The 17266-nt window shown below is 59.4% G+C and carries 12 protein-coding genes; 9 read left to right on the top strand and 3 right to left on the bottom strand.

The window, feature by feature from the left end; genetic code table 11:
* Positions 1-17: 17 nt before the first annotated feature.
* On the bottom strand, positions 18-1448 hold the full coding sequence (locus tag ABNF92_RS10455; protein ID WP_349342093.1) for a GTPase/DUF3482 domain-containing protein: 1431 nt from the start codon (positions 1446-1448) through the stop codon (positions 18-20).
* Entirely contained in the window at positions 1445-2854 is a 1410-nt protein-coding gene (locus ABNF92_RS10450; protein ID WP_349342092.1) for a DUF2868 domain-containing protein, read from the bottom strand. Before ABNF92_RS10450 ends, ABNF92_RS10455 begins: the two co-directional genes overlap by 4 nt.
* A gap of 97 nt (positions 2855-2951) precedes the next feature.
* Here ABNF92_RS10450 and ABNF92_RS10445 point away from each other — a divergent pair, with 97 nt between their 5' ends.
* Positions 2952-3314, top strand: a complete 363-nt coding sequence (locus tag ABNF92_RS10445) for a DUF6164 family protein (protein ID WP_069182481.1) — start codon at positions 2952-2954, stop codon at positions 3312-3314.
* 11 nt (positions 3315-3325) lie between these two features.
* Here the strand turns inward: ABNF92_RS10445 and ABNF92_RS10440 are convergent, their stop codons facing one another.
* The gene (locus tag ABNF92_RS10440) at positions 3326-4249 is read right to left on the bottom strand and encodes an alpha/beta hydrolase (RefSeq protein WP_349342091.1); all 924 of its coding nucleotides are present in this window, start codon (positions 4247-4249) and stop codon (positions 3326-3328) included.
* 351 nt (positions 4250-4600) lie between these two features.
* On the opposite strand from ABNF92_RS10440, the gene ABNF92_RS10435 reads away from it, so the two are divergent.
* From ABNF92_RS10435 to ABNF92_RS10400, 8 genes are all read left to right on the top strand, one after another.
* Positions 4601-6706 (top strand): 3-hydroxybutyrate oligomer hydrolase family protein, encoded by a 2106-nt coding sequence (locus tag ABNF92_RS10435; RefSeq protein WP_349342090.1) that lies wholly within the window; start codon positions 4601-4603, stop codon positions 6704-6706.
* Positions 6707-6815: 109 nt separating this feature from the next.
* Positions 6816-8261: a sigma 54-interacting transcriptional regulator gene (locus ABNF92_RS10430; RefSeq protein WP_291905071.1), complete on the top strand. Its 1446-nt coding sequence runs from the start codon at positions 6816-6818 to the stop codon at positions 8259-8261.
* 324 nt (positions 8262-8585) lie between these two features.
* Positions 8586-9638, top strand: a complete 1053-nt coding sequence (locus tag ABNF92_RS10425; protein ID WP_349342089.1) for a TRAP transporter substrate-binding protein — start codon at positions 8586-8588, stop codon at positions 9636-9638.
* A 116-nt stretch (positions 9639-9754) separates the two neighbouring features.
* Positions 9755-10393, top strand: coding sequence for a TRAP transporter small permease subunit (locus ABNF92_RS10420; protein ID WP_349342088.1), 639 nt, complete (start codon positions 9755-9757; stop codon positions 10391-10393).
* The gene (locus ABNF92_RS10415) at positions 10393-11757 is read left to right on the top strand and encodes a TRAP transporter large permease subunit (protein ID WP_349342087.1); all 1365 of its coding nucleotides are present in this window, start codon (positions 10393-10395) and stop codon (positions 11755-11757) included. Before ABNF92_RS10420 ends, ABNF92_RS10415 begins: the two co-directional genes overlap by 1 nt.
* 13 nt (positions 11758-11770) lie before the next feature.
* Complete coding sequence (locus tag ABNF92_RS10410; RefSeq protein ID WP_349342086.1) at positions 11771-12550, top strand: 3-hydroxybutyrate dehydrogenase; 780 nt, start codon at positions 11771-11773, stop codon at positions 12548-12550.
* A 16-nt stretch (positions 12551-12566) separates the two neighbouring features.
* Positions 12567-14555: an acetoacetate--CoA ligase gene (locus ABNF92_RS10405; protein WP_349342085.1), complete on the top strand. Its 1989-nt coding sequence runs from the start codon at positions 12567-12569 to the stop codon at positions 14553-14555.
* Positions 14556-14982: 427 nt separating this feature from the next.
* Positions 14983-17226 carry an NADP-dependent isocitrate dehydrogenase gene (locus ABNF92_RS10400; RefSeq protein WP_069182488.1) on the top strand — a complete coding sequence of 748 codons (2244 nt, stop codon included), beginning with the start codon at positions 14983-14985 and terminating at the stop codon, positions 17224-17226.
* Positions 17227-17266 lie beyond the last annotated feature (40 nt).

Raw genomic sequence — 17266 nt, 5'->3', positions numbered from 1 at the left:
AAGTATAAACATCGTTTTCAGTTGCGGTTCAACCGCCAATCGTCGTAAACAGCCATGGCCTGTTCGATCGAGTTGGCGAATTTTTCCCGCTGATGTTCATCCAGAGGGCGCCGTTTCCGGCTTTTATCGAAGGCTTTCTGAATCTGTTGCCGGCTCGATTTTTCCAGGCGTTCGAGCCAGTGATGGTCTGCCGGCTCGAGGTCCAACAGGTCGCGGCCAGCGTGATTGCGGTGGGAGATGTGCCACCAGTGATCCACTGCCCTTCCTAATACAACATAGCCGAACTGACTGTCCTGTACAGGGCCAAAGGTAGCTGTTTTCAAACCGTCCCGAAGTACGCCGATGGTCAGCGCCGGCAGGGCCAGCCGATCACCGTAGAAATAACTCCCGGCGGCACCGATGAGTCCGCCTACAAGAGCGCCGGTTCCGAGGGAGGAGCCGAAGGTCAATGCGTCGATCCCGGCACCGCTGACGGCACCGGCGCCGAAGCCGGCGGTGGCCAGGTAGCGTTTGCTGACGGCCCAGGCTTTGCGGCTGTCTTCCGAGAACAGGTCGTGCTCACTGTGCCATTCCAGTTCGGCTTCCTGACGGCGGATGCGCTGGTGCTGATACAAGTGTTCGATATCCACACGCAGCGTCTGCTCCCGCTTCCGCTGATGGCGGTACCAGTTCCGGCGCAGCTGGTCTGCCAGTGAATCGTCACTGGTTCCGGCCGCCTGGCCAGCGGTCAGGGTGCGTTTCTCCTGGAACGACATCATGTCCTCGAGTGCCCTGGCGATCAGTGCAGCGGCTTGTTGGCGGCGCTGTTGGCGCTGGGCTGAGAGATAATGCGTGGCCTGCTCCAGAGGCGCTTCCCAGTCTGGCTCCAGTTGTCCGAATGCCCGTAAAAGGCCGAGATGTTGCTCGAAAGGAGCGCGAACGGCGTCGAAACGGCGAACAACCTGGAAAAATTGGCCCAGTGCTGACTGCCAGGTGTCACTGTAATCGTCGGCGCCGATGCTGTTGATCAATGCCAGGCTGGGCCGGCCGGTCCAGCGCAGGATGGTCATTTCCGCCTCGTGTTCGGCGCTGTATGGTACCGAGCCATCCACCACGTAAATGATTCCGGCGCCCTCGATCAGGGGCGTCAGAAGCTCGCATTCATCGGTGAAACGGCCATCCCCCTGATGTTGAGTCACAAAGGCTTTGACCGTGTCGGCGTGGTCTGACGCGGAGACACTGTGGGCTTCCAGCCATTCCAGTACCCGGCGCGGGCGCTGGAAACCGGGGGTGTCTACCAGTGTGTAGAGGATTTGCCCATCCACTTTCAGGGGATAGGCCTGGCGCTTGCGGGTGGTGCCGGGCTCCAGGGCAATGGCGATGGCATCATTCTGGGACAGAGTGGCAACCACGCTGGATTTGCCTTTGTTCGGGTGCCCAACGACGGCAAACGTAGGTGCCTTTGTCATAAATGCTCCCCGAATGCTGAATAGGGATCCCGCATCTGGAGGGGCGGGAGCGACACCTGAACGAAATCGCTGCCAACCCGTTCGGCAAATCGGAGCCAGGGCTGTATCTGATGGGCATCAGGCTCCTGGCTGCTATCCGGGGCCAGGGGTACCAGAGCGACCCTGGATCCGTCGGGCCAGATGCCGCGGGCACTCTCCAGAAAGTCCGCCAGTTCACCCGTGGGGGGCTGCCAGCTGCGCACCAGCAGGATAACGGGTTTTGGGCGCGCTCTCAGATGCACAGCGATCGACTGCATGGCCTGATCATCGTCCGAGAGGCTCGCGGTGCCGCCGGCATGAAGTACAAACTGTTTGCCTGAACGGAGCCCCTCTGGCAATTCCGGCTCGCCGGCGCCAGCCCAACAAAGCAGGACGTCGCTGTCCGGCAGTGGCAGACAATCGCTTCGAGCGTTCGTATCCGGCAGGTCGTCGGCGTCATGGTGGCTGTTTCCGGTGTCCAGGGCAGGTGTTTCCAGACGATACATGAGGGCATGCATGGCCGGGTGACTGGCGAGCAACCGGCGTGCCTTTTGTCGGGTCTGGGTGAGGGCGAATCCCCAGAGAAGCAAACGTGGTAGCAGAATCCAGGTTGTCCAGAGCATGGTGACAAAGGGCCACCACTGGCCCCAGAGGGCCGGGTCCGGATTTGTCGCAGGTTCTCCGGCCCGGAAAAAACGCGTTGCCTCGACCAGGCTGAGATCCGGGGCGGCCGCCGGCCAGAGCCAGGCCCAGGGCGTTGCGACCGCGCTCACCAGTTCGTGGTAGCTCGCCGCAGCGGTGTCCAGGGTAGTGCTCCAGCCAAAGGCAAGATCCTGGACCACCACCATGGCCAGCAGGGTGATCAGCCCGGCACTGGCGAACGCGATGCCGCCCAGGTGAGCGGCCCTGGCCATCAGCAGTGGCTGGAGTCTAATGAATTCCCCATGGCCAGGGTTGACCCCGAAACGCTGTAACAGCCAACGCCAGGGCTGCCATCCGGCCAGGGACTGCACGGTGGTAAACAGGGCAAGGACCAGATGCAGTAAAACGAAGGCCAGAAACACCGTGATGTTGATGCGCTGGCCGCCGTCGTAGAACAGCAGTCCGGTCATGGTCAGCACGCCGGCGATCAGCCCCACGGCCATAAAACTTGTGGCAATCCGGCGCCAGGACCGCAGAATCGGGTCGGCGGATGTCTGGGTTGTTCCGGGTCCGCTGAGCCGGTTCAGGTGGGCCAGCCAACGGGCAGCGTCCGGGGCTACGCCCTGCTCTTCGCACATCAGTGCGAACTTGCGGTCGCGGCGATGCAGGAAGGTGGGGGGCTGTGATCTGTCCCGTTGCGCCTGGTTTTCAAACTCCAGCAGTAATCGGAGGGAGCTGTCGGTCATTCAGAGTTCCGGTGTCGAATTCGGGCAGTCGGGCCCGGTCGGGCTTTAGTGCTAGGATATAGGGATTCCCGCACCCGATACCAGACAACGAGAGTCCATGCCCCACCATCTGATGAACCTGCGCCATGTACCCGATGACGAGGCCGATGAAATCCGGGCTCTGTTCGATGCCCACGAGGTGGCCTACTACGAGACACCACCCAGCCGCTGGGGCATCAGCATGGGCGGTTTCTGGGTTCATGATGACGATGAGGCAGCAAGGGCCCGGGCACTGCTGGATGAGTATCAGCGGCAACGCTACGAAACCCAGAGGCAGGCCTACGAGGAGCACCTGGCCCGGGGCGAATCCGGCGGTTTCTGGTTCATGCTCAGGCAGCGGCCAGTCCGGACCCTCGCCGCCTGCATTGCCATCCTGGTGATCATGGGCCTGAGTTTGCTTCCGTTCATCCGGATCGGGTAGCGGACAGGGTCTTAGCCCTCTTGCTGGCGGGCTTGCGGACCAACGAGGAACCCGATCGCTGCGTCCACCGCTTCGCCTGCGGTCAAAAAGCTGGTGACGTGCCCCCGCAGGTGCATTTCATACAGTTCGCTGTAAACCTGATGATCCTCAAGCGCTTCCTGAAATCGCTTTGCCTGGTCGAATGGCACCAGCATATCCATGGCACCGTGAAACAGGAAAAAAGGCGGTGAGTCGGCGGTCACATGGCTGATTGGTGATGCTTTGCGATAGATTTCCGGTATGTCCTGCTGCTCGCCACCCAGGAATTGCCGGATCAGCTTGCCCGAACCAAAGGCCATCAGGTCGGAAGGCAGGCCCCCTGTGACGACCGCATGCAATCGGGTTTCCGGCCCGCCGTGGGGCTGGTTCAGGTCGCTGTCGGAGCTCGCCACCAGGGCAAGGAGCGCAATCAGATGGGCGCCGGAGGAAAAGCCAAAGCCGCTTACCTGACCTGCGTCCAGTTGATACTCGTCGGCGTGCCGGTTCAGCCACTGTCGGGCCAGTTGCAGATCATAGAGCTGGGCCGGGAAGGTGTGTGCCGGGGCAAACCGGTAGTCGATGTTCAGCACTGCAAAGCCGTGGCTGGCCACTTCCTCCGCGATCCAGGCCATGTCTTCCCGGGATCGGCGTTGCCAGCCACCACCGTGGACCATCAGAACAACGGGGTGGCGGGCCTCTGAGGCCTGCCCGGTCGGGAGGTAGAGGTCGGCGAACAGGGCTTCTGGCCAACCATCGGGAGAGAACCGCAAATCCTGTTCTACCCGGAAGGGTCCTTCATCCGGGAGGCTGGCGGTGGTTGACTCATTGTGATGGGTCGCGCAGCCTGCGAGGATCAGCAGACTCCCGATCAACCCGAATATCCCACCACGTCTCAGTCGTGTCTGGTAGACGGACAATGGCATCTCCTCTATAAAGCGCCTGAAAGCGTCTGTCTGATTTACGAAGCGGCAATGATGGTGGATGTTGGCCTGGCGCTTGAGCCAGCCCAGACTCCATTGTCCGACATTCCATACAGCGTCCGGTTTTTAGGACAATCTGCTCAAAGTGCGCTCTCACAGTCTTTCATGCTCATCGATTGGCAAGAGACTGTCCGGAAATCCGGAACAATTGTTCGAAGCACATCCGAAAGATGGATTAAAGGTATATAAATCAGAAGGATAGCTGGTTGGCACAGGATCCGCATGGCGTTCCCGGGGCCTGGCTTGAGGCCTGGTCTGTTCGTTTACAACAACAAACAAGGAACGATCATGAAACGAATAATGCTCTGCGCCCTCATCGGCGCCACGGGGATGACCCTCACTGCCTGCAAGGATAACCCTCCCTTCAACAAGATCCCTGATTTTATCCAGGGCAACATAACCCAGACCAGTTACGACGGGATGAATGATGACCTTTTGACCGCCGGCCTTGGTGCCAGCGGTCTGGCCAGTACGCCCGCGCCGGCATTCGCAGATCCCTTGAACCCGACCGCGACGGAACTCCGCCGATTGGCGATCTATAACAACTACCGTGCATTGGTGGATACCGCGCCCGGCGGAGGGTATGGCACCTTCTTTGGCCCCCAGGTGGGCGCCAGCGGTGAAGGACTCATTCCGGGCGACGAATTTATCGCCTACATGGCGGTTCCGGGTACCGACGTGCCGGTGACGGTCATGGCCCAGGTGCCTGATAGCTTTGATCCCGATCGTCCCTGCATGGTGACGGCGCCGTCGTCCGGCTCCCGTGGCATCTATGGCGCTATAGGTACGGCCGGCGAATGGGGACTGAAAAAGGGATGTGCCGTTGTCTACACCGATAAGGGTACCGGCACTGGCTCCCATAACCTGGCCACCAACACCGCCCAACGCATTGATGGCACGCTGACCTCTGCCGATGAGCCAGTGCAGTTCCGGGCTGATCTTACGGATGAGCAGCGCGCAGATTTCGACAGCGTCTGGCCGGACCGGTTTGCCTACAAGCACGCACACTCCAAAGCCAACCCGGAAGCCGATTGGGGGCTGCATGTGTTGCAGTCTATTGAATTCGGGTTTTACGTGCTGAACGAGAAGTTTGGTCGGGAACTGGGCAATGGCGAAACGCTGTTGACCATCAATCCCAAAAATACCGTGGTGATTGCCTCCAGCGTCTCCAATGGAGGTGGTTCTTCCGTTCGTGCGGCCGAGCAGGACACTCGCGGACTGATTGACGGCGTGGCGGTCTCCGAACCCAACGTGAATCCGGAAGTGGACCGCAGTTTCACTATTCGCCAGGGCGACGGCCCGGTCATTACCGAGCACAGCCGGAGCCTGCTGGATTACACCACGGCCCTTGCCGTTTATCAGGGCTGTGCAAATCAGGCGCCGGCGATCCGGGACGATGCGCCATTGAACGCCACCTTCAATCCGCCGCAGATCGGCGAGAATATCTGTAACTCGCTTGCCAACAAGGGACTGGTAAGCGGTGCCACCCTGGATGACCGGGCCGCCGACGCCCTGCGGATTCTGAACGAAGAGTTCGGTATTCAGCCAGAGCAGAATCTGCTGGCGCCCGTGCACTTTGGCCTGGCGGTGGCTCCGAGTATTTCCATGACCTATGCCAATGCCTATGGCCGGGCCGGTGTCGAGGATCGGGTCTGTGACCTCAGCCTGGCGGCCACCGATTCTGCGGGAACGGTGACCCAGCTGGCGCCCGCTGCAGAGGCGGCCCTGTTTTCGGCCAGCAATGGCATTCCGCCGTCGGCCGGGGTGAACATCGTCTACGACGTTGCCGACGGCCAGCCCACCAATCTGCCTGCCAGTGCGTCTCCCAGCACGAACCAGTTGGACTACGGCCTGGATGCGCTGTTGTGTCTTCGTAGCCTTGCCCAGGGCAGCGACGCCATCAGCGGCGCTGATTTGCAGGGCCCCGACGCCGAGCTGGCAACGGCCATTGCCGGCGGTATTGCCGAAGTCCGTGCCTCGGGTGATCTGCAGGGCAAGCCGACGGTCTTCGTTACCGGTCGCGCCGATGCGATCCTGCCTATCAACCACACCTCCAGACCCTATTTCGGCCTGAACCAGCGGGTAGAGGGGAAGAAAAGCAACCTTCGGTACTACGAAATCCTCAACGCCCATCACCTGGATGTGCTCAATGGTTTCCCGGGCGTTGCTGACCGTTATGTGCCGCTGCACCACTACTACTTCCAGGCGCTGGATCTGGTCTGGGCCAATCTGACCGAGAAGCAGGCGTTACCGCCAAGCCAGGTGGTTCGGACCGTGCCCCGGGGCGACATCACGACACCGCTGGCAGAGGCCAACCTGCCGGCGATCAATCCCGAGCCGGATGCCGCAGACCAGATTGTCTTTGAAGATGACCAGGTCCGGATTCCGGAATAAAGGAGCCAGCGGCCGGCCCGGTATCGGGCCGGCTTCGTTTGCCCCCGATTCGGGGGCCCCATATACTTCCGTGACTGCACCCGGCCTGCCGGGTGCCAGGGTTAATACCATGAATGACATTCGACCCGTTGGTGCGCGGTACATGACAGAGCTGTTTTCCGACAAGAACAAGAGTGGACTGACCCGGGACCTGATCGAAGCCCTGTTCCCGATGTTTGAGGAAGCCAGTGCCGGAGCGATCGCTGTCGACCGGAGTGCCCGCATCACCTGGATCAACAGCAGTTATTCCCATCTTCTGGGTCTTGGGGATCCGTCCACAGTGATTGGCAAACCGGTGCGCCAACTGATCCCCCATACCCGAATGCCCGAGGTGGTTGAGTCTGGTAAACCCCTGCTGCTGGACATCATGGAACATAACCAGCAACAACTGGTGGTGACGCGGCTGCCCTATTTTGACGATGGGGGCCAGATTGTCGGTGCCGTTGCGTTTGTCCTGTACGACGATCTGCAACCCCTGACACCGCTGGTTTCCAAGTACCGGCGACTGCACCAGGATCTGGCAGCGGCCCGCAAGGCTCTGGCCAGGAAATCCCGGGGCACCCGTTACAGTCTTGGCGATTTTGTCGGGGCCAGTCCGGCAGCGTTGGAGGTGAAGCGCAGGGCGCGGCTGGCGGCCGGCCGCGATATGCCGGTTCTGCTGCTGGGAGAAACCGGCACCGGTAAAGAAGTGCTTGCCCAGGCGATTCACACCGTCTCGGGTCGTGCAGAGAAGCCGTTCGTGGGTGTGAATGTTGCTGCGATTCCGGACAACCTGCTGGAGGCAGAATTCTTCGGCGTGGCTCCTGGCGCCTACACCGGCGCCGATCGCCGAACCCGGGATGGCAAGTTTCAGCTGGCCAACGGCGGCACGCTGTTCCTGGATGAAGTTGGCGACATGCCGCTGCCCCTGCAGGCCAAGCTCCTGCGTGCCTTACAGGAAGGCGAGATCGAGCCCCTCGGCTCCAACAAGGTGGTGTCGGTGGATGTGCGGGTTATTGCCGCCACCAGTCGAAACCTCGAGGTCATGATTGCCGAGGGCACCTTCCGCTCGGATCTCTACTACCGTCTGAATGTTCTGGAAATTCCCATTCCTCCGTTACGGGATCGTCTGGCGGATCTCGGTGTGCTCTGCGAGGCACTACTTGAAGAGATCTGCGAAGGACTGGAGTTGCGCGGCGAAATTACTGACGCCGGCGTCTCGGCTCTGGGCAGTTACGACTGGCCAGGCAATATCCGGGAGCTGCGCAATGTTCTGGAGCGGGCAATGACCATGGGTGAAGAGGGCGGACTGCTGGATGCCGACGCCATTTTCAAGGTCCTGCCCCGTGGAGGAACGCGCCCGGTTTCTTCGCTGGCTCCACAACCTGTCAGGCCGCTATCCCAGACCCTGGCCGAGGCCGAGGCCCAGGCCATCGAAGAAGCCCTCGTGGCGAGCCGCGGCAATCGCACCCGTGCTGCCAAGCTGCTGGGCATCTCCAGATCCGTCCTTTACGAAAAGCTGGCGAAGCTGTCCTGAATTCCGGACGGCTGTCTGGCAGTCCGTACAACTACCTACGACTGATGTCTAAGACTGTCTGGATATTCGGACATTTCGTTTTGTTTCGATTTTCTCTTCAGCTTTTAACTTTTTGAATTATCTGAATAAATATAATCTGGCACGGTGTCTGCTAAATCCGTTACGCAGGACGTCAGAACAATGCAGAGAACAAGGCTGACGCTAACTGTTGGACCCCCAAGACTTACCCTGTCCGTCTGTTCCTGCATTTTCTGACTATACCCAGATCAGGTCCCGGCTATCCGCGCCAGGCCAGATACAATAACAATGTTAGGAGACTTGCCAATGAAACTTCTCAAGGCTCTCACCGGTGTGGCCGGTGCGATCGCTCTCACCACGGGCTCCGCTTTCGCAGACGATTTGCGTTGGAAAATGCCCGTAGCTTTCGCCACCAACCTTCCGGGCCTCGGTTCCCCCGCAGCCTGGGTTGCAGACAACCTCACTACCGCCTCAGACGGCAGCATCCAGGTCCGTGTTTATGAGCCGGGCAAGCTGGTCCCGCCGTTCGACATCCTGCAGTCCGTGTCAGACGGTAAGGTATCTGCCGGCTACACCTGGATCGGGTATGACCAGGGCAAGGTGCCTGCGATTCCCCTGTTTGCCGCTGTTCCCTTCGGTATGAAGCCACCGGCCTACATCGGCTGGTACTACTACGGTGGCGGCCATGAAATGCTGCAGGAAACCTATGCCAACAAGGGCTTCAACGTACACGCACAGCTGTGCGGTATCATCGGGCCCGAAACAGCGGGTTGGTACTCTGAGCCCATCGAAACTCTGGAAGACTACCAGGGCCTGAAGATCCGCTTCGCCGGCCTGGGTGGCAAGGTTCTCGAGAAACTGGGCGCTTCTGTCACCATGATGCCCGGCGGCGAGCTTTACCAGGCACTAGAGAAGGGCACCATCGATGCCACAGAATTCTCCATGCCCGCAATCGACCAGATCCTCGGCTTCAACCAGGTGGTCAAATACAATCTGTTCCCGGGCTGGCACCAGCAGTTCACCGCCCAGTACATGCTGATCAACCAGGATGAGTGGGATCGTGCCACTGAAGCCCAGAAGGCACTGGTTGAGGCTTCCTGCACCGCGGCGACCACTCGCGGCCTGGCTGAAGGCGAGTACAAGAACGGCAAGGTTCTGGCCGAGTTCCAGGACAAGGGCGTTCAGGCCGATCAGATCCCCCGAGACGTTCTGCTCAAGCTGAAGGAAGTAACCCAGGAAGTGCTTGAGGAAGAGGCGGCTAAAGATGCCGACTTCAAGCGGGTCTATGAAAGCCAGCAGGAGTTCATGGAATCCTACAAGGTGTGGGACACCCGGGCTTATGTACCGGCGGACCTGTAAGGTTCGGGGCTGACCCTGAGTACCGGACCCGGTTCCGGTGCTCTTCGATTTAGTCTGGATGGCCCTGCGGGGCCATCCTTGTTTCACGGCAGGCTTTCTGAACGAGGAACTGTTGTATGGCAGTGTCTGATAAAGGCTCTCCGCCCGAGGTGCATGCGTCGGCGTCGGACGCCGGTCAATTTATTCATCATCACACCGAGTTCCCGACGACCCGGTTCAGCCGGATCCTGGACGGGGTCATTTCCGCAATTGGCAAGAGCGCTTCCTGGCTCTGGATTGTGGTCACGGGCGTGATTATCTACGCGGTGGTGGGGCGCTATGCCTTCGGCATGGGCTCGGTCACCCTGGAAGAAGTGCAATGGCATCTGGCCGGCGCGGGCTGGTTGTTGGGGCTGGGCTACACCCTGGTGACCGATGATCACGTCAGGGTCGACGTTATCCATGAACGCCTGTCGCTTAAAGGCCAGGCCTGGATTGAACTGTTTGGCCTGGTATTCCTGTTGTTACCTTTTCTGGTTCTGGCGGTGTACGAAATGATTCCCTACGCGGTGAGCTCCTGGGAACAGGGCGAGACCAGTCAGGCACCCGCGGGGCTTCCCTACCGCTGGATTCTCAAGGGCATCCTGGCGCTGTCTTTTGCGCTTCTGATCGTTGCGGGCCTGTCCCGTCTGCTGAAAGTTACCGCTTTGCTTTTCGGCTTTCCAAAGCCAATCCGGGTCGAATCCGGTGAGAACAAGAAAGAGGATGCGTCCTGATGGAGCTTGAAACCCTTTTTGTAATCGGCATGTTCCTCACCTTCGGGGCGCTGTTGATGACCGGTTATCCGGTCGCGTGGGTATTGGGTGGCACCGCGGTTATCTGGACCGTCGTCGGTGTCGTCGCCGTTGAAAATTTTGGTGCCAATCTCTGGTTTGATTACCAGTCTTCAATGGGCCTTGTCCCTGAACGAATATGGAAGGTGGTCAGCAGCGAAACCCTTGTGGCGCTGCCCATGTTTATTTTCATGGGCATTATGCTTGACCAGTCCGGTGTGGCTGAGCGCCTGATGAATAGCATGGTGAAGCTGTTCGGCGCTGTTCGTGGTGGTTATGCCGTTACAGTCATCGTGATCGGCGTATTGCTGGCCGCGACCACCGGAATTATCGGTGCCTCTGTGGTGCTTCTGGGCATGTTGTCTCTGCCTGTGATGATGGAGAACAAGTATAACAAGGGGTTTGCCGTGGGTACGGCCTGTGCCACGGGAACCCTGGGTATTCTGATTCCCCCTTCCATAATGCTGGTTCTGATGGCGGATCGCCTGGCGGTTCCAGAGGCTTCGGTGGGTGATCTGTTCATGGGTGCCTTCTTCCCCGGCCTGATGCTCGGTGCCATGTACGTGGCTTACGCGATTATCCGCCCGATGCTGCAACCGAACATTGCGCCGGTGCCGGCGGGTACCGAGAAAGTGAGCTGGGCCATCGTCTGGGAAGTGGCCAAGGCAGTGGTGCCAACAGCCGCGCTGATTCTGGGTGTGTTGGGCTCCATCTTTGCAGGTATAGCTACGCCAACGGAAGCTTCCGGTGTTGGTGCCCTGGGCGCTCTGCTGTTGGCCCTGATGTCTGGTCGGCTGAACCTGAACGTGCTCAACTCCTCCATGCAGCAGACCACCCGAACGGCTGCGTTTATTTTCGCCATCTTCCTCGGTGCGACCGCGTTCTCTGTCGTTCTCCGGGGCCTGGGTGGCGACCAGGTGATTGAAGATGCCCTTCTGGGTCTGCCGTTCGGACCCTACGGCGTTGTGCTTACCATCCTGTTTGGTGTTTTCCTGCTGGGCTTCTTCCTGGATTGGGTCGAGATCACCCTGATTATCCTTCCGCTGGTGGCACCGGTGGTGCAGCAGCTCGGTTTTGATTTGGTGTGGTTCACCATCCTGTTTGCCATGTGTCTGCAGACATCCTTCCTGACGCCGCCGGTCGGATTCGCGCTGTTCTATATCAAGGGTGTGGCGCCGCCGGAGATCAAGGTCACCGATATTTATCGTGGCGTTATTCCGTTCATCATCATCCAGCTGGTAGCTCTGGCCATCGTGTTCGTGGTGCCGGAAATCGCGACCTGGCTGCCGAGCGTGGCTTACGACTAAGGAGAAAATAATAATGCGTCTGGAAAACCGGATTGCCCTAATTACCGGTGCTGGCCGTGGCATCGGTCGGGCCATTGCCGAGGCTTATGGCCGTGAGGGGGCCAAGGTCGCTGTGGCTGACCTGACTCTTGAGACGGCACAGGAAACGGTCGCCGCCATTGAGCAGGCCGGCGGCACCGCCATCGCCCTCGAAATGGATGTCACCAACGAATCTGCAGTTGACGTAAACGTCAATTATGTGGTTAAACAATGGGGTGGCCTGGACATCGCCATCGCGAACGCGGGCATCCAGCATATCGACCCGGTGCACAAGCTTGCCTATTCCGATTGGCGCAAAGTCATGAATGTGCATCTCGATGGTGCCTTCCTGGTGACTCGCGCCACTCTGAAGCACATGTATGACAGCGGCGGTGGCACGATGCTCTACATGGGGTCGGTGCATTCTCTGGAAGCGTCACCTCTGAAATCGCCCTATGTGGCCGCCAAGCACGGCATGCTTGGGCTCTGCCGGGCGGTGGCGAAAGAGGGTGCGGAACACGGGGTGCGGAGCAACATCATCTGCCCCGGGTTCGTGCGCACGCCTCTGGTGGACAAGCAGATTCCTGAACAGGCCAAGGAGCTGGGCATTTCCGAAGAGGAAGTGATCAGTAAAGTTATGCTCAAGAACACCGTGGACGGCGAATTTACCACTCTGGAAGACGTGGCAGAGTTGGCAGTTCATCTGGCTGCATTCCCCTCTGCGGCTTTGACTGGCCAGTCCATTGTGGTCAGTCACGGCTGGCATATGCAGTAACATTCAGGAGATATGGATGAGCAATGAAGAACAATCACCGGTAGTCTGGTCTCCGTCGGAAGACATCCTGGCCAATTCCCGGATGGGCCAGTTCAAGGCCTGGCTGGAGCAGCAGGGCTTCGGTCCCTTTGCCGATTACCACGCCTTGCACCAGTGGTCCATCGATGAGCTGGAAACCTTCTGGCAGAAAGTCTGGGACTACTGCGGACTGGTCTGCGACACCCCGGCTGAAAAAGTACTGGGCAAACGGGAAATGCCGGGCGCCGAATGGTTCCCGGGCATGAAGCTGAACTTTGCCGCCAACCTGCTTCGGCTGGCGGACGGCGAACACGCAGATCGGGAAGCGGTGGTAGCGTATTGCGAAACACGCCCGGTTTTGCGCCGCACCTACGCACAACTCAAAGCGGACGCGGGTGCCCTGGAAGCTTTCCTGCGTGACAAGGGTATTCAGCAGGGCGACCGTGTGGCCGGCGTTGTCACCAATGGCTACGAAGCCCTTGTTGGAATGCTCGCTGCGACAAGCATGGGTGCCATCTGGAGTTCTGCCTCCCCCGATTTTGGCATTGGGGCCATTCTTGACCGCTTTGGCCAGATTGAACCGTCAGCGCTGATCGTGGTGAATGGCTACGGCTATGGCGGCAAGGTATTCGCCCGTCAGCAGGATTTCGCAGAGCTGATTGCCGGGCTGCCCACGCTCAAATCGGTTGTCAGTGTCCAGCAATTGCCGGACGAGCCCCCGATTGCCGGTAACCTGGTGACCAACTGGGACGACGTACTGGCCTACGGCAAAGGCAATGCGCCATCATTCACGCCGCTGCCCCCGGATCACCCGGTCTATATCCTGTATTCCTCCGGTACCACTGGCAAACCCAAGTGCATCGTACATGGCAACGCCGGCCTGCTGGTCAATCATGCCAAGGAACTGATGCTCCATGGCGACGTTGGCCCTGAAGATCGGTTCCTGTACTTCACCACCTGTGGCTGGATGATGTGGAACTGGCAGGCCTCCGCCCTGATGACCGGCGCAGCCGTGATCACCGTGGATGGCTCCCCGGGTTACCCGAGCCTTAACTTCTTGTGGGACACGGTGGCGGAGGAAAAAGTCACCCACTTCGGCACCAGCGCAAGATTCATCGCCGGCTGCCGCAAAGGCGAACTTCAGCCCGCAAAAACCCTGGACCAGAGCAACCTGCGAGTGGTGTTTTCCACCGGCTCCCCGCTGCTGCCAGAAGACTATGACTGGGTTTACAGCGACGGCGCCCCCGGCGCTCTGCTCGGTTCCATCGCCGGTGGCACTGACATCTGTGGCTGCTTCGTAGGCTCAACGCCGCTGTTGCCCGTGCGTCGCGGCGAAATCCAGTGCCGCTTCCTCGGGGTCGATGCTGTCGCCTATGGTGACGACGGCCAGCCGGTCAGCGAAGGCCGGGGCGAACTGGTCTGCCGACAGCCGCTGCCGTCCATGCCGGTCAGCTTTTGGCAGGACCCGGATGGTGAGCGCTACAAGGATGCCTACTTCAACACCTTCCCCGGTGTCTGGGCCCACGGCGATTTCATCGAATTCACCGAACACGGTGGCGCCATCATCTATGGCCGCTCCGACGCGACCCTGAACCCGGGCGGCGTCCGCATCGGTACCGCAGAAATCTACCGTCAGGTAGAGACTGTCGCCGAGGTCAAAGACAGCCTCGTGGTCGGTCGTCAGATCGACGGCGACGTGGAAGTGGTTCTGCTGGTGGTCCCGGCCGACGGCCAGGAAATCACCGATGAGTTGCTGAAACAGCTAAAGAGCCGAATCCGCGAAGGCGCCAGCCCACGCCACGTGCCCAAGCACATCGTGCAGGTGAACGACATTCCGTACACCCGTAGTGGCAAGAAGGTGGAGCTGGCGGTGGCCCGTTTGATCAACGGCTCCAAGAAGGCGGACAACCGGGACGCCCTCGGCAACCCGGAGGCGCTGGATCATATTCGGGAGCGGTTGGCTGAGGTTGGGTTGTTGCCGGGTTGAAGCTCGTTTTGTTGACAATCAATCACTGAAAACGGGCGAGATTCGGCTCGCGGAATCCCACTGAAAAGCTTGAATAGCGGGGCGGGTGGGGCCTCCCAAAACTGTGCGGAGCCATGGATGGCGGAGCCCAAGCGCCACAGGGATGTGCCGCAAGGAGCGTGTTTTGGGAGGCTTTACCCGCCCTGCGTCCACTCCGAAGCAATGTTAGAAAGTTTCGTAAATTCCCGCCATTTCATCGTCTTGTAACCGAAGATCAGGCATTTTTAGTCCGTTCTTATACTAAGATCGTAACCAAAATTAACGAAAAAATGGTATCTTAGTAGGTCTGTCAAAAGTTCCTAATCAGTCATCGCCCAGGTCGGACGTTCAAAAGACGCCTGACCCCGCCATGACCGTCCTGAACCCACCCATTAGCCTGAGGACGAAAATGACATCATCCAAAGCCAAGATTGTCTACACACTGACCGACGAGGCCCCAGCCCTCGCAACACGGTCGCTTCTTCCCATCCTGGAAACCTACGCCAAGCCGGCTGGTATTGAATTCGAAACCAGCGACATCTCTCTCGCGGCGCGTATTCTGGCGAACTTCCCGGATTATCTTGAAGAAGATCAGCGGGTTCCGGATGCGCTGGCTGAACTGGGTGAATACACCAAGGACCCGGACGCCAACATCATCAAGCTGCCGAACATTTCTGCGTCCATTCCCCAGCTCCGTGCCGCCATCAAGGAGTTGAACGAGCAGGGTTACAAGGTGCCCGAGTACCTCGAGCATCCCAAGACCGACGAAGAGAAAGAAATCCAGTCCCGCTACGCGAAGGTTCTGGGCAGTGCCGTGAACCCGGTACTGCGTGAGGGCAACTCCGACCGTCGCGCGCCGGCGGCTGTCAAAGCCTTTGCCCGCAAATACCCACACACCATGGGCGAATGGAGCCCTGCGTCGCGTACCCACGTGGCCCACATGCGCGGTGGCGATTTCTACTCCAGTGAGCAGTCTGTAACCCTCGACAAGGCCACTAAAGCCAACATCGTGTTCGAGAACAAGCAGGGCAAGCAGACGGTTCTGAAGTCCGACCTGCCGCTGCAGGAAGGCGAAGTGCTGGACGGCATGTTCATGAGCAAGAAGGCGCTGGTGAAGTTCTTCGAGGACGCTATTGCAGATTGCGAGAACACCGGTGTCATGTTCTCCCTGCACGTCAAAGCTACCATGATGAAAATCTCCCACCCGATCGTATTCGGTCACGCGGTAAAGGTTTTCTACAAGGACCTGTTCGACAAGTACGGCGACCTGTTCGACGAGATCGGCGTGAACCCGAACAACGGCCTGTCCAGCGTGGTCGAGAAGATCAAGCAGCTGCCGGAATCCAAGCAGGAGCAGATTCAGGAAGACTTGCACGCCTGCTACGAGCATCGTCCGGAAATCGCCATGGTGGATTCGGTCAAGGGCATCACCAACCTGCACGTCCCCAGTGACGTTATCGTTGATGCGTCCATGCCGGCCATGATCCGTAACTCCGGCAAGATGTGGGCCCGGGACAACAAGCTCAAGGACACCAAGGCAGTTATGCCGGAGTCCACCTACGCCACCATCTACCAGGAAGTGATCAACTTCTGTAAGACCCACGGCGCCTTCGATCCCACCACCATGGGTACCGTGCCGAACGTTGGTCTGATGGCGCAGAAAGCCGAGGAATACGGCTCCCACGACAAGACCTTTGAAATCAAGGAAGACGGTGTTGTTCGCATCGTTGCCGAAGACGGTACTGTGCTGACCGAGCATAACGTCGAGCAAGGCGACATCTGGCGCGCCTGCCAGACGAAAGACCTGCCGATCCGTGACTGGGTCAAGCTGGCGGTCAATCGCGCCCGTGCCACTGGCATGCCGGCGGTGTTCTGGCTCGACGACGAGCGTGCCCACGATGCGCAGCTGATTAAGAAGGTGAACACCTATCTGAAGGATCACGACACCGAAGGCCTGGATATCCGCATCATGTCGCCGGTTCGCGCCATCCGCTGGACCATGGAGCGTCTGATCCGCGGTCTGGACACCATTTCCGTGACCGGTAACGTTCTGCGTGACTACCTCACCGACCTGTTCCCGATCCTGGAGCTGGGCACCAGCGCCAAGATGCTGTCCATCGTTCCGCTGCTAAACGGCGGCGGCCTGTACGAGACCGGTGCCGGCGGTTCCGCGCCCAAGCACGTGCAGCAGCTGATTCAGGAAAACCACCTGCGCTGGGATTCCCTGGGTGAATTCCTGGCCACCGCGGTGTCCCTGGACGAACTGGGTGAGAAACAGGACAACGAGCGGGCGCGCCTGCTGGGGCAGACCCTGGACAAGGCCACCGAGCGTCTGCTGGAAAACAACCAGTCGCCGTCCCGCGTCACTGGCGAGCTGGACAACCGGGGCTCCCACTTCCACCTGGCCCGCTACTGGGCGGAAGAGCTGGCCAACCAGGACAGCGATAAGGAACTGAAGGAATTCTTCGCCAAGCTGTCGAAACAGTTGGAGGAGAACAAGGACAAGATCCTGGAGGAAATGACCGTGGTCCAGGGTCACCCCGCGGATATCGGTGGTTACTACCACCCGCCGATGGAAAAGGTCTGCGAAGTGATGCAGCCCAGTGCCACGCTGAACAAGATCCTTGAAGATGCCCGTGCATCTGTAAAGTAAGTCAGCGATAACGCATCCCGGGCAAGGCTCTGGGTGCAGG

The organism is Marinobacter sp. MMG032 (assembly GCF_040112695.1).
GTDB classification, from domain to species: domain Bacteria; phylum Pseudomonadota; class Gammaproteobacteria; order Pseudomonadales; family Oleiphilaceae; genus Marinobacter; species Marinobacter salsuginis.
This window is presented reverse-complemented; position numbering and strand designations above follow the sequence as displayed.